The organism is Thalassospira australica (genome assembly GCF_044790785.1).
Taxonomy (GTDB): domain Bacteria; phylum Pseudomonadota; class Alphaproteobacteria; order Rhodospirillales; family Thalassospiraceae; genus Thalassospira; species Thalassospira australica_A.
This window is the reverse complement of the sequence record NZ_CP085258.1, coordinates 1,504,998-1,528,755: the sequence shown is the minus strand read 5'-3', so window position 1 is coordinate 1,528,755 and position 23,758 is coordinate 1,504,998. Positions and strand designations below refer to the sequence as shown.

General features: G+C 56.4%; 23 protein-coding genes and 1 other RNA gene. 6 read left to right on the top strand and 18 right to left on the bottom strand.

Annotated features, from left to right (window positions below):
- Window positions 1-43: 43 nt before the first annotated feature.
- From tilS to LG297_RS07270, 12 genes are all read right to left on the bottom strand, one after another.
- A complete protein-coding gene (gene tilS / locus LG297_RS07325) occupies window positions 44-1,525 on the bottom strand; it encodes a tRNA lysidine(34) synthetase TilS (protein WP_404426271.1) in 1,482 nt (493 codons plus the stop codon).
- A gap of 10 nt (window positions 1,526-1,535) precedes the next feature.
- Window positions 1,536-2,669: a tol-pal system protein YbgF gene (ybgF, locus tag LG297_RS07320; RefSeq protein ID WP_404426270.1), complete on the bottom strand. Its 1,134-nt coding sequence runs from the start codon at window positions 2,667-2,669 to the stop codon at window positions 1,536-1,538.
- Between the two features lie 148 nt (window positions 2,670-2,817).
- Window positions 2,818-3,315: a peptidoglycan-associated lipoprotein Pal gene (gene pal / locus LG297_RS07315; RefSeq protein ID WP_404426269.1), complete on the bottom strand. Its 498-nt coding sequence runs from the start codon at window positions 3,313-3,315 to the stop codon at window positions 2,818-2,820.
- A 129-nt stretch (window positions 3,316-3,444) separates the two neighbouring features.
- Entirely contained in the window at window positions 3,445-4,818 is a 1,374-nt protein-coding gene (gene tolB / locus LG297_RS07310) for a Tol-Pal system beta propeller repeat protein TolB (protein WP_404426268.1), read from the bottom strand.
- 49 nt (window positions 4,819-4,867) lie between these two features.
- Window positions 4,868-5,806, bottom strand: a complete 939-nt coding sequence (locus tag LG297_RS07305) for an energy transducer TonB (protein WP_404426267.1) — start codon at window positions 5,804-5,806, stop codon at window positions 4,868-4,870.
- Window positions 5,807-5,812: 6 nt separating this feature from the next.
- Window positions 5,813-6,268, bottom strand: a complete 456-nt coding sequence (gene tolR, locus LG297_RS07300; protein ID WP_404426266.1) for a protein TolR — start codon at window positions 6,266-6,268, stop codon at window positions 5,813-5,815.
- Window position 6,269: 1 nt separating this feature from the next.
- On the bottom strand, window positions 6,270-7,001 hold the full coding sequence (tolQ, locus tag LG297_RS07295; RefSeq protein ID WP_404426265.1) for a protein TolQ: 732 nt from the start codon (window positions 6,999-7,001) through the stop codon (window positions 6,270-6,272).
- 7 nt (window positions 7,002-7,008) lie between these two features.
- Window positions 7,009-7,470, bottom strand: a complete 462-nt coding sequence (locus LG297_RS07290; RefSeq protein ID WP_404426264.1) for a YbgC/FadM family acyl-CoA thioesterase — start codon at window positions 7,468-7,470, stop codon at window positions 7,009-7,011.
- Entirely contained in the window at window positions 7,467-8,543 is a 1,077-nt protein-coding gene (ruvB, locus tag LG297_RS07285; protein WP_404426263.1) for a Holliday junction branch migration DNA helicase RuvB, read from the bottom strand. Before ruvB ends, LG297_RS07290 begins: the two co-directional genes overlap by 4 nt.
- Window positions 8,540-9,235, bottom strand: a complete 696-nt coding sequence (gene ruvA, locus LG297_RS07280) for a Holliday junction branch migration protein RuvA (protein WP_404426262.1) — start codon at window positions 9,233-9,235, stop codon at window positions 8,540-8,542. Before ruvA ends, ruvB begins: the two co-directional genes overlap by 4 nt.
- Complete coding sequence (ruvC, locus tag LG297_RS07275) at window positions 9,232-9,750, bottom strand: crossover junction endodeoxyribonuclease RuvC (RefSeq protein ID WP_404426261.1); 519 nt, start codon at window positions 9,748-9,750, stop codon at window positions 9,232-9,234. The genes ruvA and ruvC overlap by 4 nt, the downstream gene beginning before the upstream one ends.
- Window positions 9,751-9,830: 80 nt before the next feature.
- Window positions 9,831-10,577 (bottom strand): YebC/PmpR family DNA-binding transcriptional regulator, encoded by a 747-nt coding sequence (locus LG297_RS07270; protein ID WP_404426260.1) that lies wholly within the window; start codon window positions 10,575-10,577, stop codon window positions 9,831-9,833.
- 495 nt (window positions 10,578-11,072) lie between these two features.
- Here LG297_RS07270 and LG297_RS07265 point away from each other — a divergent pair, with 495 nt between their 5' ends.
- The 3 genes from LG297_RS07265 (at window position 11,073) to LG297_RS07255 (ending at window position 16,460) form a co-directional block, all read left to right on the top strand.
- Window positions 11,073-13,244, top strand: coding sequence for a methyl-accepting chemotaxis protein (locus LG297_RS07265; RefSeq protein WP_404426259.1), 2,172 nt, complete (start codon window positions 11,073-11,075; stop codon window positions 13,242-13,244).
- A gap of 362 nt (window positions 13,245-13,606) precedes the next feature.
- Window positions 13,607-15,826, top strand: coding sequence for a methyl-accepting chemotaxis protein (locus tag LG297_RS07260; RefSeq protein WP_404426258.1), 2,220 nt, complete (start codon window positions 13,607-13,609; stop codon window positions 15,824-15,826).
- A 172-nt stretch (window positions 15,827-15,998) separates the two neighbouring features.
- Window positions 15,999-16,460, top strand: a complete 462-nt coding sequence (locus LG297_RS07255; protein ID WP_404426257.1) for a carboxymuconolactone decarboxylase family protein — start codon at window positions 15,999-16,001, stop codon at window positions 16,458-16,460.
- 74 nt (window positions 16,461-16,534) lie between these two features.
- Here the strand turns inward: LG297_RS07255 and LG297_RS07250 are convergent, their stop codons facing one another.
- The 6 genes from LG297_RS07250 to LG297_RS07225 all read right to left on the bottom strand — a co-directional run bounded on the left by LG297_RS07250 (window position 16,535) and on the right by LG297_RS07225 (window position 19,312).
- On the bottom strand, window positions 16,535-17,032 hold the full coding sequence (locus LG297_RS07250) for an SRPBCC family protein (RefSeq protein ID WP_404426255.1): 498 nt from the start codon (window positions 17,030-17,032) through the stop codon (window positions 16,535-16,537).
- Window positions 17,033-17,078: 46 nt separating this feature from the next.
- Window positions 17,079-17,417 carry an ArsR/SmtB family transcription factor gene (locus LG297_RS07245; RefSeq protein WP_404426253.1) on the bottom strand — a complete coding sequence of 113 codons (339 nt, stop codon included), beginning with the start codon at window positions 17,415-17,417 and terminating at the stop codon, window positions 17,079-17,081.
- A 123-nt stretch (window positions 17,418-17,540) separates the two neighbouring features.
- The gene (locus LG297_RS07240; protein WP_404426252.1) at window positions 17,541-18,356 is read right to left on the bottom strand and encodes a TIGR00282 family metallophosphoesterase; all 816 of its coding nucleotides are present in this window, start codon (window positions 18,354-18,356) and stop codon (window positions 17,541-17,543) included.
- 116 nt (window positions 18,357-18,472) lie between these two features.
- A non-coding RNA gene (gene ssrS, locus LG297_RS07235) (6S RNA) lies at window positions 18,473-18,633 on the bottom strand.
- 59 nt (window positions 18,634-18,692) lie between these two features.
- Window positions 18,693-19,040 carry a cell division protein ZapA gene (locus tag LG297_RS07230; protein ID WP_404426251.1) on the bottom strand — a complete coding sequence of 116 codons (348 nt, stop codon included), beginning with the start codon at window positions 19,038-19,040 and terminating at the stop codon, window positions 18,693-18,695.
- Between the two features lie 5 nt (window positions 19,041-19,045).
- A complete protein-coding gene (locus tag LG297_RS07225) occupies window positions 19,046-19,312 on the bottom strand; it encodes a DUF4164 family protein (protein WP_404426250.1) in 267 nt (88 codons plus the stop codon).
- 478 nt (window positions 19,313-19,790) lie between these two features.
- On the opposite strand from LG297_RS07225, the gene tkt reads away from it, so the two are divergent.
- The 3 genes from tkt (at window position 19,791) to LG297_RS07210 (ending at window position 23,748) form a co-directional block, all read left to right on the top strand.
- On the top strand, window positions 19,791-21,773 hold the full coding sequence (gene tkt / locus LG297_RS07220; protein WP_404426249.1) for a transketolase: 1,983 nt from the start codon (window positions 19,791-19,793) through the stop codon (window positions 21,771-21,773).
- 112 nt (window positions 21,774-21,885) lie between these two features.
- Window positions 21,886-22,893, top strand: coding sequence for a type I glyceraldehyde-3-phosphate dehydrogenase (gene gap, locus LG297_RS07215; protein ID WP_404426248.1), 1,008 nt, complete (start codon window positions 21,886-21,888; stop codon window positions 22,891-22,893).
- Window positions 22,894-23,025: 132 nt separating this feature from the next.
- Window positions 23,026-23,748: a spermidine synthase gene (locus LG297_RS07210; RefSeq protein ID WP_404426247.1), complete on the top strand. Its 723-nt coding sequence runs from the start codon at window positions 23,026-23,028 to the stop codon at window positions 23,746-23,748.
- Window positions 23,749-23,758 lie beyond the last annotated feature (10 nt).

Here is a 23,758-nt window from a genome sequence, read left to right as displayed (position 1 = left end):
CGCCCTGCGCACGGCCTGATCATCAGATAATGATAAGGTGCCTTTACGCAAGTAGGACGTCGGGTTTCGGCGACGATTTAAACCCACTTTCCCATAAAGGTGTCGGGGGTGCAAACCGCCATCGCATACCGGTTGCTTTTTCTGCCCCCATCGGGGCCATGTTGCAACCGGCGGCGGATAATACGTCGGAAATGCTTGAAACCTCAAGCCCGCCAACGGAAAGAAGGGATTCTTTATCATAAAGTGCGGGTATGGATGCAAGGGCCGCACGCGGTAAATGATCGATAAATGGCGCGATTTTGCCAATGGCGGCCCGAAATGCCCGTGTGTGAAACGCATCACAAGCCGCAAGTGGCGCCATCGCAAACCGTTCAAAATCACCATAATCAGCGGTTGCGCCCCCCCCGTCCGGCTCAAAAGTCAACACGAACCGGTTATCCCAGCGCTGCCCCGGACCGTGACGGACAAGGACACTATCAACCGGAACCGGTCGCGCGTCGAGGCGTCCGACTTCACGATAAACCAGCAAAATATTGCGCCGACGATGTAAAACACAGCCCCCCAGACTGATCCGGGCGTCGTCCTGATCGCGCAATTGTGACAATGCCGATGCCAAGGCATCGAATGCGGGCATATAATCCGCCCCGCCAACCACCCGGATGATGTGCCCCATTGCATAAAGGGCATAACAGGCATTTGTGTCATCAGGTCCAATATCCTGCCATCGCGGATAGGCAATGCGTGCGATGCCGCAACCAGCAATCTGAACCGTCGACGCCAGAAGACTGGCAATCGCCTGTTCGGCGGTCTGCCGTTCGGCGATTTCCGATGGCGACGGCGCTGATTTGTCACCCCGAAGGCCTGATGCCTGCCTGATGCGGACTCTTTCGAAACGGACATTGCGGTTCGACGGGTCTTCAAGCCAGTCCTGCTGATATGCCCGAAGCGTTGCAATCAGATCGGCCTTCGATACCGAAAGCAACGGTCGTAATAAACGACCATTGCAAAGATAACGGCGTGCAGACATCCCTGCCCTTCCGATCACACCGCTGTCGCGGTTTTGGCGCATGATACGGGTTTCCGCCTGATCGTCGCGGTGATGGGCGACCAGAAGGTGCAACACTCCCGTTGCCCCGATTTCGCGATCAAGCAGGTCATATCGCGCCTTGCGCGCGGCATCCTGAACTCCGCCCTGCGGCTTTGCCCCGTCCCAGCGCAGGATGCGATGCGCAATCCCGCGACTTTGAAGCTGCCGCCCGACCCAGATGGCCTCGTCCGCGGCGTCAGCCCGCAAACCGTGATCAACCGTGATCGCGATCAATTCCCCGCCATTGGACCGGCACCATTCATACGCCAGCAACGCCAGCGCCATGCTGTCGGCACCACCGGAAACGGCGACCGCAATCTTCGGCTGATCCTCGAACGGGGCGAATGCATTCATCAGATGGGAAAAGACAACGGCGTCCAATGGGGTTCCATCGGACGCCGGATCAGGATTGATCATATTTTCAGGTTGGTCTGCCATCAGACTGCGATCAGGAACAACCGCGGTTTTTGCTTTCCTGACGCGCACGGTCCAGAACAACCGCCGACGCATTCGGGAAATTTGAAATCAGATGACCAAAGGTCGTGCAGGCATCCTCGTTCTTGCCCAGATTACCCAGCGACATGCCAAGCTTCAGCAGATTGTCAGCCGCCTTGCTGCTGTCGGGATATGTCTGGAAACCCTCGGTAAAGGCGACGGCTGCCTGATCATACTGCTCACGCACATAGAAGGTTTCGCCAAGCCAGTATTGCGCATTCCCGGCCAGTGCATTGTCCGGATGGTTTTTGACAAACGCGGCAAGGGCTGTTTCAGCCGCAGAGAAATCCTGCCGGCGCAAAAGATCAAAGGCATAACGATACTGTTCTTCGGGCGTCCCGTCAGGCAGAACCCCGCCCCCGGCTGGCGCGCTTGCCGTTCGGGCCGGTGCAGACGACGACGTATTTGCCGGACCGGACGGAACGGCAGGCGGTGATCCCTCGTTTTCGATGACACCAAACAGTTGGGTGCCGCGATCATCAACCCGCTGACCCGTACCCTCGGTATTGGGGCGGTCATTTGATGCCGTTGCACTTGCAGCGGCTCCTTCGCCAGCAGCAGCCGACGGTGCCGCCCCCGTCTGGCCGCTGGCCGACGGAGCCCCGCCTTCAAGCTGGCTAAGACGGAAATCGACATCGGAAACCAGACGTTCCAGCCGATCCTCAATCTTGCGAATACGGAAATCAAATTCTTCGATCTGGCCTGTCAGCTGGGTTATCGATCGCTCGATCTCGTTGATCTGGACCTGCTGGCGGGCTGCGGCCGGGCTTCCGTCACTTGCGCCGCCACTATCTGGCACGCCACCGGAAGGAACCCCCTCGCGGTAGACGTAACGCTGCAACAGGTCAAGATCCTTGCGCAGTTGTTCGACCTGACGGGTCATATTGGATTCTTGCGCTAATGCCGATGCACTGCCAAGAACAGTCATTCCCATCAGGGCCGCGACGGCAAACACCGACAAATAGCCGACCGGGCGGCGGCGTAGCACCCCCTGTTTTCCCCCAACGGTTGGTGAAAGCGCGACGGCCGACATACGGGGCGGCGGGGCGTCATTTCGATAACCGGTTTTCGGGCCAACTCGGATCATTTTCGGGTCCTTCGTCGTAATTTCGAACATTGCATTCCCAGTATCATCAAGGAATAGCTAATGTTGCAACATTTTCAGGCGGCAAAAATAAGGCGCCTGTCCCTTTCGGAACAGGCGCCTTGAAATTCAGGCTTTCACCTGCACGCGCTTAACGGATAACCGAAACAGAGCGGCGGTTTTTAGCCCAGCTTTCTTCGTCGTGGCCCAGCGCGACCGGACGTTCTTTACCATAAGAAATGGTTTCGACACGTGACGGATCGATGCCCAGGGCAACGAGGTAATCTTTCACGGAGTTTGCGCGACGCTCACCCAGTGCAAGGTTGTATTCACGGGTGCCGCGTTCGTCGGCATGGCCTTCGACAACGACTTTGTACTGCGGGTATTTTTTCAGCCATGCAGACTGAAGTTCCAGCGTACGGCGTGCTTCGCCCGACAGGTCATATTTGTCGAAGCCAAAGAATACGCGATCGCCAACATTAACCGCGAACCATTCCGGGCTGCTTTCCGAAAGCTCGCTCGAAGTGGAAGACGGCTGATTGGTGGTCGAGACACCTTCGCCGGCAGAGGTTGCCGAGCTGTCAGGTGCAGTTTCACACGCAGCCAGAAGTGCGGCGGCAGCAAAAACACTCAGAATCCGAAGTTTCATTTAAGTTTTCCCCTTAACACCGGACACATTCGCCCGATTGTGGTGTTTTCCATGTCTCGCGACACCGAAAATGCCCGCGATTAATGCGAATCGCATTCAGTGCTTCGCGATGACTATACTCTTGAGATATCAGGGAATCAAGGGCGACCATGCAGGATCCGATCCATCCGCCGGTGTAACGATCTCGCGTTCGTTATAACCGGTCAAATCGATCGAATACAAACGGTATCGATCCTTGGTCCCGTCCCTGGACGGGTGCTGGCGGTGATACATCAACACTCTTCCGTTCGGTGCCCATGTCGGGCCTTCGACAAGGAAGCCCTCGGCCAAAAGCCGCTCTCCACTGCCATCCGGACGCATGACACCGATATAGAACCGACCTCCTTGTGACTTGGTGAATGCGATCAGGTCACCGCGTGGCGACCAGACCGGCGTGGCGTACAAACCACCACCGAAACTGATACGCTGGACGCCGCTCCCATCCGCATTCATCACGTAAAGTTGCTGTGATCCGCTACGGTCCGAGTTGAACGTAATACGCGAACCATCAGGAGAATATGACGGCGATGTATCAACTGCAGGATGCCGCGTCAACTGGCGTTTTTCACGCGTACGCAGATCCAGCTCGTAGACTTCACTATTGCCGTCCAAAGCCTGGGACATCACCACGGAATTGCCATCTGGGGCAAAGCGCGGGGCAAAGGTCATGCCCGGGAAATCGCCAAGCAATTCAAGCTCGCCGGTATCGATATCCAGAACATAGACGCGTGGTTTGTCGTTGAAGTACGACATATAAACCACTTCCTGGGCCGTCGGAGAAAAACGCGGGTTCAGAACAAGAAACTTGCCGTCCGACAGGAATCGGTGGTTCGCACCGTCCTGATCCATGATGGCAAGCCGCTTGACGCGTTTATCACCCGGGCCCGATTCGGAGACATAAACGATACGGGTATCGAAATAACCCGATTCCCCGGTAATGCGTTTATAAATCTCGTCGGCAATCTTGTGTGCGATGCGCCGCCAGTTGTTTGGCTGGGTGCGATAGGCCACACCCGCCATCTGGTTTTCAGCCAGAACATCCCAAAGGCGGAATTCGACACGCAGAAGCCCGTTCGGTTCGGTCACGACCCGTCCATTGACGAGTGCCTGCGCATTGATCGCGCGCCACTCGGCAAAGTTCGGATTGACCGCCAGCGAACTGGCACTCTGAATAAAGGCGTCTTCGTCGATTGGCGCAAACAGGCCCGATCGTGCCAGATCATTGCTGATCACCGATGTGATGTTCTGACCGACTTCGGTTTCCGAAACACTCTCACCCGGGAAACGGGTAACGGCAATCGGCATCGGTTTGACTTCACCGCGGGTGATGTCGATACGGAGTTCGGCATGCGCCGGAGCCGAGGATACAACGGCCAGGCCAGCAACAACAACGGCCAGGGCACACAGTCCGGCCAGACTGCGTGTTACCCAATCTCGTTTTAATGCATTGGTCTTGATGGTCATCCTGCCTCGCTATTTTCCACGCGTTTTGAGGGACTTATAATTTTATTCATTACAGGCCCAGCATTTCACGCATGTCAAAATTGAACGTGAATGTGCGCCACATTTCGTATTTATCCAGCGGCAGTTTCAGAGGACTGCATTGTGGATTTTGCACAGCTCGAAGAGCACTTTCTGCAATCGCACGGCGTGACGGGTCGCCGCCAATCTCGCCAGAGTTGCTAATTCGTGCCTGGCGAACCGTACCGTCCGGGTTGGCACTGACGTGAATTTCGACCGCGAAGTTCGCAGCTTCCTTGGCTCCGGCCGGGGGACTCCAGCAGGCTTCAACCTGTCTTTTGACGGCGTCAAGCTCGCTCATAGTCAAACGCGCATCCAGACGGGTCGCAACCACCTCGCTGGCATTTTCCTCCGGCGTTTCTTCCGGCGTATCCTGCGGTGTCGGCTGTGCGCTCGGCTCAGTCTTGCGCACATCCTTCAGAATATCGGCAAGTGTGCGCTTCGGTTCCGGATCGGGCTGTTTCTTCGGCTCGGCCTTGGGTTCCGGCTTCGGTTCGGGCTTTTTCGCCTCAACCGGTTTGGGTTTCGGCTTTTCCGGTACAGGTTCCGGCTCTTTTTTTACTTCCGGTTTCGGAACGGGCTTTGGTTCCGGTTTCGGCTCAGGTTTGGGTTCCGGCTTTGGCTCCGGTTTCGGCTCCGGCTTGGGCTCAGGCTTCGGTTCCGGCTTGGGTTCGGGCTTCGGAGCCGGTTTGGGTTCCGGTTTCGGAACGGGCTTTGGCTCCGGCTTCGGGGCCGGTTTTGGTTTTTCTTCCGCCTTCGGCTTTGGCTGCGCCTTGGTCGGTGCCGCCGAGAATTCATCCACTGTCACCACCTCGACCGAAATCGATTGCAGTTCCAGCGGCGTCTCCTCGAACAGTTCCGGCAAGCCTAACCAGGCAATCAGAAAGATCGCCAGATGGGCTGCAAGAGAAATCAGAACACTGCGTAACATGTCGGTTTACTTGCCCTGATTGGGCAGCTCCGCGATCAGCGCGACCTTGGTAAATCCGGCTTCATTGATCAGGCCCATGACTTCCATCACACGACCATAATCAATTGCCCGGTCACCGCGCACAAAAATACGGGTATCGCGTTTGTTCTCGGTAATGGCGGAAAGCTTTTCAGTCAACGTGTCCTGGGCGACTTCACTATCCATGATATAAAGGGTGCCATCCCCCGTGACCGATACGACCAGCGGCTCGTCCTGCCCGGTCATCGGGGCTGCCGATGTTTCAGGCAGGTCAACCTCCACACCGACCGTCATCAAAGGTGCTGCAACCATAAAGATCACCAGCAGAACAAGCATCACGTCGACCATCGGGGTGACGTTGATGTCGCTCATGGCGCGGCGGCGGTTGCTGCGGCGACCGCGGCGGCGTCCTCCGCCCGATCCGGATGCGAGTTGTGCGCCCATATCAGTCTCTCGCGTCGTCAAGCTGGCGTGACAGGATCGACGTGAACTCGTCGACAAACGCTTCAAGGCGGTTGCCATACCGGTTCAGGTCACTGGAAATCTTGTTATAGGCCACCACCGCCGGAATAGCCGCGACAAGGCCCATCGCCGTTGCAAGCAATGCCTCGGCAATCCCCGGTGCCACAACCGCAAGCGACGTATTTTTCGAAGCCGCAATCGACTGGAACGATACCATGATGCCCCATACCGTCCCGAACAGGCCGACAAACGGTGCGGTCGAGCCGACAGATGCCAGGAAGGTCATATAACGTTCCACCCGGTCCATCTCGCGGCCCAGCGTGATTTCCATCGACCGTTCCAGGCGCTGCTGAAGGCGGGCGCGCATTGTTTCGCCCTTGACCCCGCGCGCGTTCGAACGTCGCCATTCACGCATCGCCGACACAAAGATCGCCGACATCGGATCGCGCGGCTGATCGGCGATCCGGTCATACAGGTCTTCAAGCGACCCGCCCGACCAGAAGGCTTCTTCAAACGTGTTGGCCTGGGCGCGCAATTTGCGCAACCGTACCAGTTTTTCAAAAACAATTGCCCATACCCAAACGGATGCGAGCATAAGCCCGATCATCACCGTTTTGACGACAATCCCGGCCTGCATGAACAGGCCCCACATGGACATGTCATGGGCCATGACCGACTGCCCCAGCGTTACCGCGTCGACCACCTGATTTTCCATATTCTCTTCAGTCCTCGTTCACATCCAGATAGGTTGCGTAAGCCGTTCTCAATTCTTCGGGCAGCCTTTGCGCCCGTAACTCTTGCAACGACATGCAGGCGAGATATATCTCGATCACCACGAGTTCCTCGCCCTCCCGCATGACTTTCTGCTCGAATCCCAGCGACGCGCCCCCCAGTTTGATCAGGCGACTTTCCACAGTCAGCCTGTCTTCCAACCGGGCCGCCCGGCGAAAATCGAGCGTACAGTGTCGAACGGCTATGGCAACTTTGTGGCGTTCTGCCACGCTACTATTGCTAAAGCCCAACAGGTTAAGCATCGCTGAACGCGCCCTCTCGGCAAAGGCGAGATAGTTGGCGTGATATACAATTCCACCTGCATCGGTATCTTCGTAAAACACCATTAACGGGAAGATATGCCGCTTGCCCTCGATATAACCGAGCAAGCTGTTCTGGCCTTGCTCGGTCATTCATCTGTCCCGTCTGCGACTTTGGTACCAGCCTGATCGAAAAGATCGGCCAACGGCACACCATTGCCTTCGCGCGGCGCGGGCAGCCCCAGATGCTTGTATCCTTTGATACCCAGCATCCGGCCGCGCGGGGTCCGCTGTATCAGGCCCTGTTGCAACAGATACGGCTCTATCACGTCTTCAATCGTATCGCGTTCTTCCGACAGGGCAGCCGCCAGCGTATCGACACCAACCGGCCCGCCGCCGTAATTTCCGGCAATGCAATTCAGATAACGGCGATCCTGGCTATCAAGGCCAAGATTATCGACCTCAAGCCGCGTGAGCGCCGCGTCGGTAATGAATTTATCGACCGGCGATTTTCCGGCAACCACCGCAAAGTCACGCACACGCCGCAACAAACGCCCGGCAATACGCGGTGTTCCACGCGACCGGCGCGCGATTTCCATCGCCCCCTCGCGGGTCATATCGAACTTCAGCAACCGCGCACCGCGCGCCACGATCTCGACCAGTTCTTCGGGTTCATAGAATCGCAACCGCAGCGGAATGCCGAAACGATCCCGAAGCGGCGTGGTCAAAAGCCCCGACCGTGTCGTTGCCCCCACAAGCGTAAAGGGCGGCAGGTCAATCCGCACCGAACGCGCTGCCGGCCCCTCGCCGATGATCAGGTCAAGCTGGAAATCTTCCATCGCCGGATACAGGATTTCCTCGACCGCCGGGTTCAGGCGATGGATTTCATCAATGAACAGAACATCGCGCGGCTGAAGATTGGTCAGAAGGGCCGCAAGATCACCGGCCTTGGCAATCACCGGGCCGGACGTCGCCCGAAAACCGACACCAAGTTCGCTGGCAACAATCTGCGAAAGTGTCGTTTTACCCAAGCCCGGTGGTCCGAAAAACAGCACATGGTCCATGGCTTCTTCGCGGCCACGCGCGGCCTGAATGAACACATCAAGATTTTCGCGCACTTCCTTCTGGCCGGTAAAATCGTCCAGCCGACGCGGGCGCAGCGAACCGTCCTGATAATCCTCTTCGCGGCGTTCCCCGCTGAGTAAACGGTCTTCTTCCTCGCTCACGCGCTAAGCTCCTTCAGTCCCTGACGGATAAGGGCGTCAAGTGTCTTGTCGTCACCAACCTGCTGGGCGGCCTTGCCAACCGCACCAAATGCCTCGGATCGGCCATAGCCCAGATTGACCAATGCGGAAACGGCATCGGCCAGAACCGCGCCATCATCCACAACAGGTGCGGTATCGGCTGTGTCGATGCTCACATCATCGACCGGTTTGGCAGATTTGACAGATTTTTTTGACGAAGTTGCGGCAGTGGCTGCCGGTGCAACAGGGGCTGCAACCGGACCAAGATTAAGACGCGCCGCCTTGTCTTTAAGTTCGCCCACGATACGGGTTGCTACCTTGGGCCCGATCCCCGGTGCCCGGCAAAGGGCCGTGGTATCCTGTGCGGCAAGCGCACGCAAAAGATCGGTCGGGCTCAGAACCGACAAAAGTGCCAGCGCAACCTTGGCCCCCACTCCCTGAACCGTCGTCAGAAGGGCGAACCATTGCTTTTCCGCATTATCGGCAAATCCGTACAGATGAATGTGATCTTCGCGGACATGGGTTTCGATCATCAACCCCGCCTCGCCACCTTTTGGCGGCAGCATGGTCAATGTTCTGCGCGATGCAAAAACAAGGTATCCGACCCCGTTCACATCGATGATGACACTGTCCTCGCCAATGAAATCGACAATTCCGCGAAGCTTTGCAATCACCTGTATCTTCTCCCCGGTCCGGTGGTCATCCCGGCAAGCGCCCGGGTTCCGGCATGTTGTGCATGACAAATCGCCACGGCCAGTGCATCGGCCGCATCTGCGCCGTGGATCTGACATCCCGGCAGCAGGGTGGACACCATCATTTCGACCTGTTGCTTGGCCGCATGACCAGCCCCCACCACAGTCTTTTTGACGGCATTGGGTGTATATTCCGTTACCGGAATGCCACAACGTGCTGGCGCAAGCAGCGCAACACCACGCGCCTGCCCCAGTTTCAGGGTCGAAACAGGATTTTTGTTAACGAAGGTTTCCTCGACCGCGGCCTCGTCGGGTGACCAGGTTTCGATCACCTCGATCAATCCGGTATGAAGCTGATCAAGACGTTCCGCCAGCGACAGCGACTGTGTCGAGGTCACGACACCATTGGCAACATGACGCATCCGGTTGTCTGTAAGGTCGATCACCCCCCAGCCCGTGCGTTGAAGACCGGGATCGATACCAAGAACCCTGACCAAATCGACCCACCTTGATTATCATGAGCAAAATAAAATACGCCCGTCATTCAAAAGCGAATGACGGGCGTAAGCAAGCGTAATCAGTTATCAAGCGCGGCAACGATCTCATCGGTCCAGTTAACGTTGGTCCAGACATTCTGGACATCATCGTTATCTTCAAGCACATCAACGAGTTTCATGATGCTCTGTGCCTGTTCAACGCTGATGTCGGCCTCGGTCACCGCACGGAAAACAAGCTTCGCACTTTCCGGATCGCCGAACTTTTCGGTCAGCGCCTCACGGACATTGTTAAGGTCTTCGATCTCGGTTTCGATGATGTGGTTTTCATCATCCGATTCCGCATTGGCCGCACCGGCTTCAAGGGCGGCCTCAAACATTTCATCCGCACCCGCCTTGTCCGCCGGATAAACGATTTCGCCAAGGCGGTTGAACATGAAGCCGACCGAACCGGTTTCACCAAGGTTGCCACCGCTTTTGGCGAATGCGGCACGCACTTCCGATGCGGTACGGTTGCGGTTGTCCGTCAGCGCCTCGACGATCACGGCGACACCGGCCGTCCCGTAACCCTCGTAACGGACTTCTTCATAATTGTCGCCCTCGCCTACACCGGTCGCCTTTTTGATCGCGCGATCGATATTGTCTTTGGGCATGTTCTGGCCGCGCGCGGCTGCAATCGCAGCACGCAGGCGCGGGTTGCTGTTGATATCATCACTGATTTTCGCCGAAACCGTGATTTCGCGGGCGAGTTTGGTGAAGATTTTGGCGCGCTTTTTATCCTGCGCGCCTTTGCGGTGCATGATGTTTTTAAATTGGGAATGGCCGGCCATAACCTGAAACCTGTATTCTTTTCGTGTTGTCGATCAGTGCAAATCGGGCACCGTGCCGGTTACTGCGGGATATTCCCTGTCAGACCAGGCTTGCGATGGATGCGCGCCAACCGAAAGGACCGAACCGGACCGGTCGTGTTGACAGGCAGAAATTTCGACCGCTCCTATATCCTGTTTGCGCCTCAAGGTCCAGCCATCCGTCTGCTATCGCGGAACACCAACCGGGGCGCGTTATATTTCAAGATACATCTACCTTGAATTATACAACCTATGGATTTAATCGTGATTTTTCGCCGCAGAACGGCTTACATGTTGCAGTTATGCAAATAATATTTCAATAATGTCCCTTAATAAGAAAAAATAACTCTAAAGTATAACTCTTCGGGGGTTACGAACCGGGCGACGAAAAACAACAAGCGATCCGTTGCCTGATCCAAGAAGCCCGGGCGGACACAGAAGCCGTTCGGGGAAAGCAGCACAAGAAGGTAGGACAGAATGGGAACTAAGTTCGGGGTCCAAAGCAAACTTTTGATATCGTTTGCCTTGGTTGGCCTGATGGCGGTGGTTTCAGCCGTTGTCGGTGCCGTATCATTCAACAAATTCGGCGAAGCTCTTACAACCATCACAGAAGAAAAACTGCCCCCGATCGCCGCCGCACAGCAGCTGGCGACCGAAAGTGCGGAAATCGTCGCAATTGCACCACGTATCGTGGCATCCAATTCCACCGAAGAAGAACTGGCGATCAAGGAAGAGCTTGATTTCCGCCTGCTGGAACTGGTCAACAAAATCAACGAGATCGAGGCCACCGGTTTCATGCCGGAAGTTCTGGCTACGATCAATGACAACCGCGTCCAGTTGCAGGATGCGCTTGGACAGTTGCATACCGTGACCCAGGAACGCTTTGCGATTTCTACTGAGAAAGCCGACAAGCTTGGCGAATTTCAGGATCTTGCCAAACGCTATGGCGATACCCTGAAGCCGGTTCTGTCCTATACCCAGAACGACATCGCGCAGGGCACGGCCTATGCCCAGTCGCTCAAAGACGATCCGTCGGCACAATATACGACCGATACCGAAGAACTCCTGGCGAACTTCACGAAAATGAGCGACGCGATCACCGCACGCTCGCCCGTGCTGGAAATCGAACGTCTCGGGTCACAGGCCGCCAACATGATCATCGCATCGACCACCGAAACCCAGGCGGTGCGCCTGTCGATCATTCCGGTGCGTATTCGCGGCACCTATGCCGATGCCCTCGCCGCCCTTGACAGTATCGGCAATGATCGTCTGAAAAACTTTTATGTCGAACTGATCGACAAAATGTCCAATCTGTCGGTTGGCGAGGAAAGCCTGCCCGAACTGCGCAAACGCGAAATTGCCGCCGCCGAGGAAAGCCAGCGCCTTGTGATCCAGAGCGGTGAATACGCCAACGCCATGCGTAACAGCGTTGCCGAACTGGTCGCAGCCCTGAACTCCGAAGTCGATGAAGCCGCCGCACAGGCCAAAGTCGTCGAAAAACAGAGCCTGACGGCATTGGCTGTTGTCGCCGCCGCCGCCATCCTGATTTCCCTGATCATTTATGTCGTCTATGTCCGAGGCAACCTTCTGCGCCGTCTGGCCGGTCTGCAAAAAACGATGGTCACGCTGGCCGATGGCAATCTGGATATCGACGTCCCGGTCAAGGGCAATGACGAAATCACCGCAATGGGTCGCGCGGTCGAGGTCTTCAAGGACAATGCCCTTAAGGTCCGCGAACTTCAGGCCGAAGAAGAACGCCTGAACCGTGAACGCAACGAGGCGCTCCGTGACGAGCTTCTCGGCCTTGCCGATACCCTGCAAAACGAAGTTGAAAGTGCCGTGGGTGAAATCGCCGCCCTCGCCGAACAGCTTCAGGGCGTCTCGGGCCAGATGAGCCAAAGTGCGGAATTCGTATCGGGTCAGACCGAAGACGTTGCATCCTCGGCACAGGAAGCCACCGGCAATGTGGAAACCGTTGCCGCCGCAACCGAACAGCTTTCGGCATCAAACGCGGAAATCAACCGCCAGATGGCGGAATCGACCCGTATCTCCAATGATGCCGCCAATCGCGCACAGGAAACCAACCAGCTTGTGGTCAGCCTGTCGCAATCGGCAAACCGCATTGGCGAGGTGATCGCGCTGATCACCGACATCGCCGAACAGACCAACCTGCTGGCCCTTAACGCCACCATCGAGGCGGCGCGCGCCGGCGATGCAGGCAAGGGCTTTGCGGTTGTCGCCGCCGAGGTCAAAAACCTTGCCAACCAGACCGAAAAGGCGACCGAGGAAATCTCCGGCCAGATTTCCGGCATTCAGAAAGCCACCGGAGAATCGGTCACCGCCATCGGAGACATCGGCAGGATCATCGAAAACATCAACGAAATTGCCACAACCATCTCGGCCGCAGTCGAGGAACAGGGTGCGGCAACCGACGAGATCACGCGTAACGTCCGCAGTGCGGCGGATCGCACCCGCACCGTCTCGGCCTCGATCAATGATGTCGCAAGTGAAACCGGCAAAACCGGCGAACTTTCCGGTCAGGTTCTGTCAACTGCACAGACTGCATCCGAAAAGGTCGAAAATCTGCGCTCGCGGATCAACAATATCCTCGAGGACCTGCGTCAGCAGGCGCGTGATCGCGCCTCCTGATCTGCCGAAATCTGCCAAACCTTCTTCTGTGCAAGGCCCGCCACCCGGCGGGCCTTTTCTATTAGTCAGAATGACCACAAGCTTTTGTACAAAGGACTTATCCAGATGGACAGGGCCGCCACATTAGAGAAACATTTGGGTTATTCTACACAGATGCCTGTGCTATAGAATTTCCCAACATAAGAAAAACAAGAACTTCCGCCTTCAATTATCCGCATCCTTATCGTTCCTAACCGATATCGCGGGTCTCCCCGAATGCGGAAACCACAGGAAGGTTCCATCCAGGAAAGCCAGACAGACGCGCGTTACCGGTATGACAGAAGCCGGGGCGCTGGTTATGCGTAATCGGGGTTAGGTGAGTAATGGGAAAGACTATCAAATCTGATGATCGCCAGAAGCCGGTCAAAAAGATCGCAAAAGGCTTCGGCGTTCAGGGGAAACTGGCGGCATCATTTGCACTTGTCGGCCTGATGGCCGTCGTGGCGGCTACCGTCGCCGTCATATCGTTTGGCAAATTCGGCACCGAACTTGCCAGCATCACGCATATAAAGCTGCCACCGATGTTTGCGGCACAACAACTGGCAACCGACAGCGCAAAGATCGTGGCCATCGCGCCAAGGATCATCGCATCGAAAACACCGGACGAAGAACAGGTTGTCAAAGCAGAACTCGATACGCTGCTCGCCGGGCTTGATGACAATGTCAGGCAATTGCGCGAAACGAATCTTCAATCCGAAATCCTGGATGGTATTGATACCAACAGTACCAATTTGCGCGAAGCCCTGGAAAATCTGCATGCAATAACGTTGAACCGGTTTGCCATCGCAGACGAGATTGCCGGAAAACTGAACAGGTTTCAGCAGCTAAGCGGCCGATACAGCAGCATGATCACCCCGCTTCTGTCCTTTACCCAGACAACCATTTCCGGGATCGACAGCACAGTCGAAGACCTGCGCAAATCGGGCGATCCCCTGCCCTATGAAGATCAGGTCCGCACAACCAAACTTCTTTATGAGCTTAATGATGCCGTCGCATCGCGCGGCCCGGTTCTTGAACTCAGCCGGATGGGAAGCGACATTGTCAACACGATCCTGACGTCAAGCTCGCTTGACGACCCGACCCGGCTCTCGGTCATCAGCATGCAGGTCCGCGGCAGCTTTACCTCGCTTCAAAAACTGGTCGAAGGGCTCGACAACGAAAAACTCAAAAAGTTCTACACCGGCATTGTCAATGACATGCGGGAACTCTCGATTGGCGACGCCAGCCTTCCTGCCTTGCGAATCAAGGATCTTGAAGCCGCCACCACCCAGCAACAAATTGTTGATCAAAGTGCCCTGTACGCCACCGACATGGACAGCAGCGTCAAGGCACTGGTCGATAGCCTGCAATCGGATGTCGACAAGGCCGCCGCATCGACCCAGACCCTGAATGCGCAAAGCTCGCAGATCATGTATGGCGTTGCGGGTGCAGCGATCCTGATTTCCCTGATCATTTATGTCGTCTATGTCCGTGGCAACCTTCTGCGCCGTCTGGCCGGTCTGCAAAAAACGATGGTCACGCTCGCTGATGGCAATCTGGATATCGACGTCCCGGTCAAGGGCAATGACGAAATCACCGCAATGGGTCGCGCGGTCGAGGTCTTCAAGGACAACGCCCTTAAGGTCCGCGAACTTCAGGCCGAAGAAGAACGCCTGAACCGTGAACGCAACGAGGCGCTCCGTGACGAGTTGCTCGGCCTTGCCGATACCCTGCAAAACGAAGTTGAAAGTGCCGTGGGTGAAATCGCCGCCCTCGCCGAACAGCTTCAGGGCGTCTCGGGCCAGATGAGCCAAAGTGCGGAATTCGTATCGGGTCAGACCGAAGACGTTGCATCCTCGGCACAGGAAGCCACCGGCAATGTGGAAACCGTTGCCGCCGCAACCGAACAGCTTTCGGCATCAAACGCGGAAATCAACCGCCAGATGGCGGAATCGACCCGTATCTCCAATGATGCCGCCAATCGCGCACAGGAAACCAACCAGCTTGTGGTCAGCCTGTCGCAATCGGCAAACCGCATTGGCGAGGTGATCGCGCTGATCACCGACATCGCCGAACAGACCAACCTTCTGGCCCTTAATGCCACCATCGAGGCGGCGCGCGCCGGCGATGCAGGCAAGGGCTTTGCGGTTGTCGCCGCCGAGGTCAAAAACCTCGCCAACCAGACCGAAAAGGCGACCGAGGAAATTGCCGGTCAGATTTCCGGCATCCAGAAGGCGACCGGGGAATCCGTTACCGCCATTGAGGATATCGGTCGCATCATCGAAAACATCAACGAGATCGCCACCACCATTTCGGCCGCAGTCGAGGAACAGGGTGCGGCAACCGACGAGATCACGCGCAACGTCCGCAGTGCAGCCGACCGCACCCGCACCGTTTCCGCCTCGATCAATGATGTGGCAAGTGAAACCGGCAAAACCGGTCAACTGTCGGGCGAAGTTCTGACAACCGCGCAGGATGCCTCACACAAGGTCGAAGCCTTGCGTGCCCGTATCAACGGCATCCTCGAAGACCTTCGCGAGCAGGCCCGCAATCGCGCAGCCTGATCACAACCGGCTGTCTTTTTGTGCTGAAAGGCCCGTCATCTGGCGGGCCTTTCATTTTTTTGCCGCCACGATCAATAAGAACGGGCAAGAAAACCGGAGGAATGGCTAATCCCTTTTCCCCGCGCGGCCTCTAACATCGACATGTCTTTTTCCCATCTGTCAGGAGCAAAGCATGCGATTGAATTTCATATCCCCAACGCTACCAGCAGCAGCATTCCTGTTTGGCATAATCGTCCCGGCCCATGCTGATCAACGAATGGACCGGGGCGAGGCGGTCATTGATACCCTGACCAACGGACAGGGCCAGCCCGCACTGGAAAACATGCGCCGCCATTTCCCGTTTCTTGCCGATGCGACAGTTGGATACGCTTTGGGCGATGTCTGGGGACGAAGCACGCTGGATCACCGCACCCGCCAGTTGGCAACGGTCGCCGCCTTCGCCGCAACCGGTCATATTCCCTACATGCAGATACATGCCCGATACGCGCTCAATATGGGGGCAACCCCCGACGAACTGCGCGAAATTGTCTATTTGACAACGGTCCATGCCGGTTTCCCCGCAGCCATCAACGCGGCATCCGGCCTGACCGAGCTTTTTGACGAGCTTGAAATCGACATGCCCGTTTCCGAGTAAGCGAAGGTCGTCCCGAAGAAAGCCTGCCCTCAAAGGTCCGCCACTGGCGGGCCTTTGGGGACAAAACACTGAATTCACGCACTGGTTTCGAGTTCCTTCGCCAATCTTTCCAGCAATCCCTGCCAGCCTTCTTCGCGGAATTCGGCCTTGTCGAAACCGTCAAGGAACGCCCCTTGTTCTGTGAATTTCAGGCGCGTTTTGCCATCCCCTTCGGGTTTCAGTTCCACCGTCGCGACCGAGGCGGAAATGCGTTTATCGTCCTGATCCATGGTGTAGGCAAAGATGATCCGGTTGTCCGGCACGATATCCTGATAAAGCGTATCGTTATAATAGAACACCTTGCCATCCTGGCTGAAACGGCCGCCTTCGCGACCCCCCACACGGAAGTCATGGGTATATTCGATGACGTCCCATCCTTCTTCGGTCACAAACCAGCGGTTATGTGCTTCGGGGTCGGAAAATGCCCTGAAAACGCGGGCAGGACTTGCATCATAAACCCGTTCAAGCGTGAACATGGCATGTGTTACAGAACGTGCGATCTTGTCATCGGTTTTGTTGGTGGCGGACGTCATTGTACTGCTCCTGCTGTTATGCCCGGCGCGATCCATGCATGACGGGCTATTCGTTTGGCGGTTCCGATTTCGCCAGGAATTCTCCCAATCGATCAAAACGGCGCCCCCACAGGGATCGCCGCTGATTGATCCAGATTTCCACCTGTGTCAGCTGTTCGGGTTCAAGTTCACAGGTGCGAACCCTGCCCTGTTTTGTACTGCGGACAAGCCCGCAGCTTTCAAGCACACGCAAATGCCCCATCACGGTCGGCAACGCCATATCAAGCGGCTCGGCAAGTTCGCTGACCGTTGCAGGGCCCTTGCACAGCCGGTCAACCATGCCACGGCGCGTGGCATCCGACAGGGCGTGAAACATCTGGTCGAGTTGTTCATTATTGTTAGGCATATGCCTAAGTAACAAATCCAGCCATCATACGCAAGAAATAGTTAGTAAAATTGCTAACTATTTTTCCAGAACAAAACCCCGCCCATGCAGGCAGGGTTTCAACATATTGAAAATGTTCGGATTTTACGCGCTCGGCCAACTGCCCTTAAGCCGTCCGCCAATACGCACCGGCTCGATCCGTTTGGCAAGGCCGGTGGCATCGTCGGTTTCAACATAAATGCCGCAAACCGTTGCCGGGCCGTCCGCCGGTTCGAACCGGCCGGTCGGCATTTTGGTGATGAATTTGCGGACCGAATTTTCCTTTTTCATCCCGATCACGGAATCAAAATCACCGCACATGCCGACATCGGTCTGATAGGCCGTACCGCCCGGCAATATCTGGGCGTCCGCCGTCGGAACATGGGTATGGGTTCCCAGGACAAGCGACGCCCGCCCGTCGCAATGATGGCCAAACGCCATCTTTTCCGACGTGGTTTCGGCATGGAAATCGATGATGATCGCATCGACATTCTTGCCCAGCCTGTGTTTGGCAAATAATTTGTTCGCCCCCTGGAACGGGCACGAAAGCGGGTCCATGAACAGCCGCCCCATCATGTTAACAACGCAAACTTTTTTGCCCGACCGGGTTTTGAAAACATAATCGCCCTTGCCCGGCGTGCCGTCGGGGAAGTTCCACGGACGCAGAAGTTTTTCATCCTCGTCGATATAGGCAACAATTTCGCGCTGGTCCCAGACATGGTTGCCTGTCGTCAGGACATCCGCTCCGGCATCATAGAATTCCTTGCAGATTTTGGCCGTGACACCAAAACCGTGCGCGGCGTTTTCCACATTCACCACGGCAACATCGACCGAAAGGCGATCACGCAGCATGGGTAATGCTTCAAGTGCTGCGGTACGACCCGATTGGCCAAGGACGTCGCCGAGATGGAGTAAGCGCATTGTAATTCCTGTTCCGTCTCATGCCCGAAATGCGGACATGACAATGAGTGATGCCCCTTAAAGACGCACCGCATGATGCATTACGCAATGTCGAAGGGATATGTTCAATAAATTAAGTGGGAGCCACCACTGCCGTTGGCCATTTGGTAATTCCTCGTGACCTGCGTGTGCAGGTGGGCGCCGTATAACGAGACCACGGCCTCGACAGGGACAGCTCCCTAGAGAAATGAGCATCGGCCCCGGGAATTAGCGAACCTGACGAACAGGGCAGCCCCCGAATTGCCGCTGTCCCCGATCGCCGCGAACGACGCATCGACAACAACCAGCGTCCGGAACTTAGTCCTGCGAAAGCTTTTGCGCAATAGCTTCGATGCGAACAGCCATGCTTTCCATGTTTTCGGCCATCGCGTCGCCTTCGGCAGCCGTGATGCTGCCGGGCTCCGGTGCGGCGGCCACCGCAGTCTTTCCGTTGCGCATTTTTTCATGCAGATCGCCCAGTTCGTCGGCGATCAAAAGACTGGTCATGACCAAAAGGCGCTGCTCGCCGATCTGCCCGACGGACCCGGCGATTTCGCGCACGCGCTCGTCAACATATTGCGCGAGGCTCATCAGGCGATCTTCCTGACCATCGTCGCAGGCGATATCATAGCTGCGCCCGTTAATTCGTACTGAAACCTGTGCCATGGAATTTATGCCTGCCTTTGTTCGCGATCATCATCAAGGACCAGACGCAACTGCCCGACCGCCCCGTCAAGACGGGCCGATACGGTCTGGGTTGCTGTTGCGAGCTTGTCATAATCCTGACGCAAGGCGGCCAACTGGCTTTTCAGGGTTTCGACTTCACCGGCCGCATCGGATTGGTTCCCGATGTCTCTGGCCATACGCGACTCCACGGCAGCATCAAGGCTGTCGATGGCCGCTTTAAGTCGGTTACTCGCTTCTAGCAAACGCGACATATTCAATATCCAGCTTTGTTAAACTACCCGGTCGGCACGGGCAAAACCCGTCCCTGATCGCAAGATCGGCCACCCTGCCAACCGACTTTGTCATGAAAAAGGCTGATTTGTTTCCGAACAAACCCGTGGCACCAAACAAAAGCCCGATGGATCAATGTCCGGAAATCGTATGAAAAAGCCCGCCATGACATGCCGCTCAATATCCGTCCTGCCCGATGAACCGACAGGACACAAAGAGCACAGGACCGACTGGCAACATAGGGGGCGGGATCGGGATGCGTCAACATGCACCGTGACCGCACAACATGTTTGTTGATTCTGTTAACTGCAATTAGGACAATGCGCGCAGTTTTTCGACAGAAGCGGTTGACGGATGCCCCCTGTGCGGGCATGTTCCGCGCGAATTCCGTTAACATGGAATACATATATCAAAAGTGTTTTCATCGCCCGACCGCGAAACCCCCAGGAACCGCATCCAATGACGACGCAAACAGAACACAACCGCATGGCCAATGCCATCCGCTTTCTTTCGGCCGACGCCGTCGAAAAAGCCAACTCCGGACATCCCGGCATGCCGATGGGCATGGCAGACGTCGCGACTGTTCTTTATACCAAATTCCTGAAATTTGATCCGAAGCACCCGCACTGGCCCGACCGCGACCGTTTTATCCTGTCCGCTGGTCACGGCTCAATGCTGCTTTATTCGCTTCTGCACCTGACCGGTTACGAAGATTTCGATCTGGATCAGATCAAGAATTTCCGTCAGATGGGTTCGCGTACTGCCGGTCACCCGGAATTCGGTCATGGTGCCGGTATCGAAACCACCACCGGCCCGCTGGGTCAGGGCATTGCAACCTCGGTCGGTTTCGCGCTTGGCGAACGCATCATGAATGCGCGCTTTGGCGATGATGTTGTCGATCACTACACCTATGTGATTGCCGGTGACGGTTGCCTGATGGAAGGCATTTCCCAGGAAGCCATTTCGATGGCCGGGCACATGAAACTGTCGAAACTGATCGTCCTGTTTGACGATAACGGCATTTCAATCGATGGCCCGACCTCGCTTTCGACGTCCGAAGATCACAAAAAACGTTTCGAAGCCGCCGGCTGGGACGTGCAGCAGATTGACGGCCACGATCCGGTCGCCATCGAAGCCGCGATTGCCAGGGCAAAAACCACCAGCACACCGTCGATGATCGCCTGCAAAACCGAAATCGGTTTTGGCGCCCCGACCAAGGGTGGCACCTCGGCAACGCACGGTTCCCCGCTTGGCGCGACCGAACTTGCCGGTGCGCGTGAAAAACTCGGCTGGACGGCGGAGCCGTTCGACATTCCCGCCGACATTCTTGATGCATGGCGTGCCGTCGGTGCGCGCGGCAATGCCGACTTTGGCGCATGGGGTGCGCGTTTCGAAAATCTCGAAGCCGCCCTCAAGGACGAATTCGAACGTCGCATCGAAGGCAAACTGCCGGAAAACTGGATTGACGCCTTCAACGACTACAAAAAGCAGATCACTGCCGAACTGCCGAAAGTCGCGACCCGCAAATCGTCCCAGAACGTGCTTGAAGTCCTGACCAAGGCGATCCCGGAAATGATCGGCGGTTCTGCCGACCTGACCGGCTCGAACAACACCAAAACCGGCGTTCAGGCCCCGATCACCGCTGATGGTGGCTATCATGGCGGCTATATCTATTACGGTATCCGTGAACACGGCATGGCGGCGGCCATGAATGGTCTGGCGCTGCATGGTGGCGTTCTGCCCTATGGCGGCACCTTCCTGGTCTTCACCGACTATTGCCGCCCGGCAATCCGTCTGTCGGCCCTGATGAACCAGCGCGTTGTCTATGTCATGACCCATGATTCCATCGGTCTTGGCGAAGACGGCCCGACTCACCAGCCGGTCGAACATGTCGCATCGCTGCGTGCAATGCCGAATGTGACCGTCATCCGTCCGGCCGATGCGGTTGAAACCGCCGAAGCATGGGCAATGGCGATCACCAACGAAACCGGCCCGACCGTCATGGCGCTGACCCGTCAGAACCTGCCGACCCTGCGCACCGAATACCGCGAAGACAACCTTGTCGCGCGCGGCGGTTACGTGATTTCCGATTGTGACGGTGATCGTCAGGTAACCCTGATCGCGACCGGCTCCGAAGTCGAAATTGCCGTGAACGCACAGGCGAAACTCAAAGCCGACGGCATCAATGCCGCCGTCGTCTCCCTGCCAAGCTGGGAACTGTTCGACGCGCAGTCGCCGGAATACCGCAAGGAAGTCCTGGGCGACAAACCGCGCATCGCCATCGAAGCCCTGTCGGTCTTCGGCTGGGAAAAATACGTTGGCGACAACGGCAAGGTCATTGGCATGCACGGCTTTGGTGCCTCGGCACCGGCCGAAGTCCTTTACGAGCATTTCGGCATCACCGCCGAGGCGCTGGTCAAGGCAGCCAAAGAACTCGTTTAATTCAAGGGGCCGGATCGGTAATATGCCGCTCCGGCCTTTTTTCTATGGGGTTAACCCCTAAGCCGTGATTGATACTCCCCAGGTACCAATCATCATAATTTTGGAGGGATGAATGGCTATTCGCGTAGCGATTAATGGTTTTGGTCGTATTGGCCGTCTGGTTCTGCGTGCCATCGTTGAAAGCGGCCGTACCGATGTTGAAGTCGTGGCCATCAACGACCTGGGTGACGTCGCCACCAACGCACATCTTCTGAAATACGATTCCGTTCATGGCGTTCTTGCCAATGACGTCAAAGCCGAAGGCAACGATCTTGTCATCGACGGCAAGGCAATCAAGGTCTGCTCGGAACGCGATCCGGCGAACCTGCCGTGGAAAGCCCTGAATGTCGATATCGCATTCGAATGCACCGGTATCTTCCTTGACGAAGCGGGTGCAGGCAAACATCTGACCGCAGGCGCCAAACGCGTTCTGATTTCCGCCCCGGCAAAGGGCGACATCAAAACCGTCGTTTACGGCGTCAACAGCGACAGCCTGACCGCATCCGACATCATCGTTTCGAACGCATCCTGCACCACCAACTGCCTGGCACCGGTTGCAGACGTTCTGAACAAGACCGTTGGCATCACCAAGGGCTTCATGACCACCGTTCACGCCTTCACCGGCGACCAGAACACCGTCGACAGCCTGCACAAGGATCTGCGCCGCGCCCGTGCCGCATCGCTTTCGATGATCCCGACCTCGACCGGTGCGGCCAAGGCCGTCGGTCTGGTTCTGCCGGAACTCAAAGGCAAGCTTGACGGCACCGCCATCCGTGTCCCGACCCCGAACGTTTCGATGGTTGACCTGACCTTCGTTGCCGGTCGCGACACCACGGCTGATGAAATCAATGCCGCGATCAAGGACGCCGCAAACGGCCCGCTCAAAGGCGTTCTGGGCGTTTGCGATGCACCGCTGGTCTCGATTGACTTCAACCACAATCCGAATAGCTCGACCTTCGACGTCACCCAGACCCAGGTTATCGGCGGCAACTTCGTCCGTATCCTGTCCTGGTACGACAACGAGTGGGGCTTCTCGAACCGTATGTCCGATACCGCCGTTGCAATGGCGAAGTTCCTCTAGGTAACGCATACCGGATGCGATCAGGGGAAATAATCTGATCGCAGCACGGCCCGATATTTTGTGAAGTGCCCGAAGTATTCTATGCTTCGGGCACTTTGCATTTCAGCATCCTTGCCCCGCACAGGAGATAGCGTGAGCTTTTTATTCAAGGAACTCGATTACCGCCCGACACCGATGGGGGTGCTTAGTCTGCGCAGACGGCGCGAACTAAGCCTTGATATCGATGTTTATGAAATCAAGCTTGATGAAGAATATCTGATGTCGAGCCTGTTCACCGATGCCGAGATTGCCCTTGCCGATCTTGGCCTTGCCGAACTGGATCGTGATAATCTGAATGTTATCGTTGGCGGACTGGGCCTTGGTTACACCGCCAAGGCCGCACTGGATAATCCCAAAACCGGCAAGCTGACCGTACTGGATACCCTGCCCGAAATCATCGAATGGCATCGGAAAGGCCTGTTGCCATTGGGCGAACAACTTTCAAGCGATCCCCGTTGCGATCTGGTACATGGCGATTTTTTCAAGGCGGCCCTCTCCTCCGTCGCGGCGATGAACCCGGTTGAACCCGGCATCGGACATGACGCCATTCTTCTGGATGTCGATCATTCCCCGTCCAACGTCCTTCACCCGGATCACGCACAGCTTTATACCGAAAACGGCCTGAAACAATTGGCACGCCATCTGGTACCGGGCGGGGTCTTTACCCTTTGGTCGACGCAATTGCCCGAACCCTGGTTTGAAGCCAATCTTGCAGCCGTCTTTGACAACGTGCGGGCCGACGTGATCACCTTCAAACATCCTGTGATGGACCGCGAAGACATCAATACGGTTTATGTCGCGCGAACCCGGGCCTGATACGGACAGG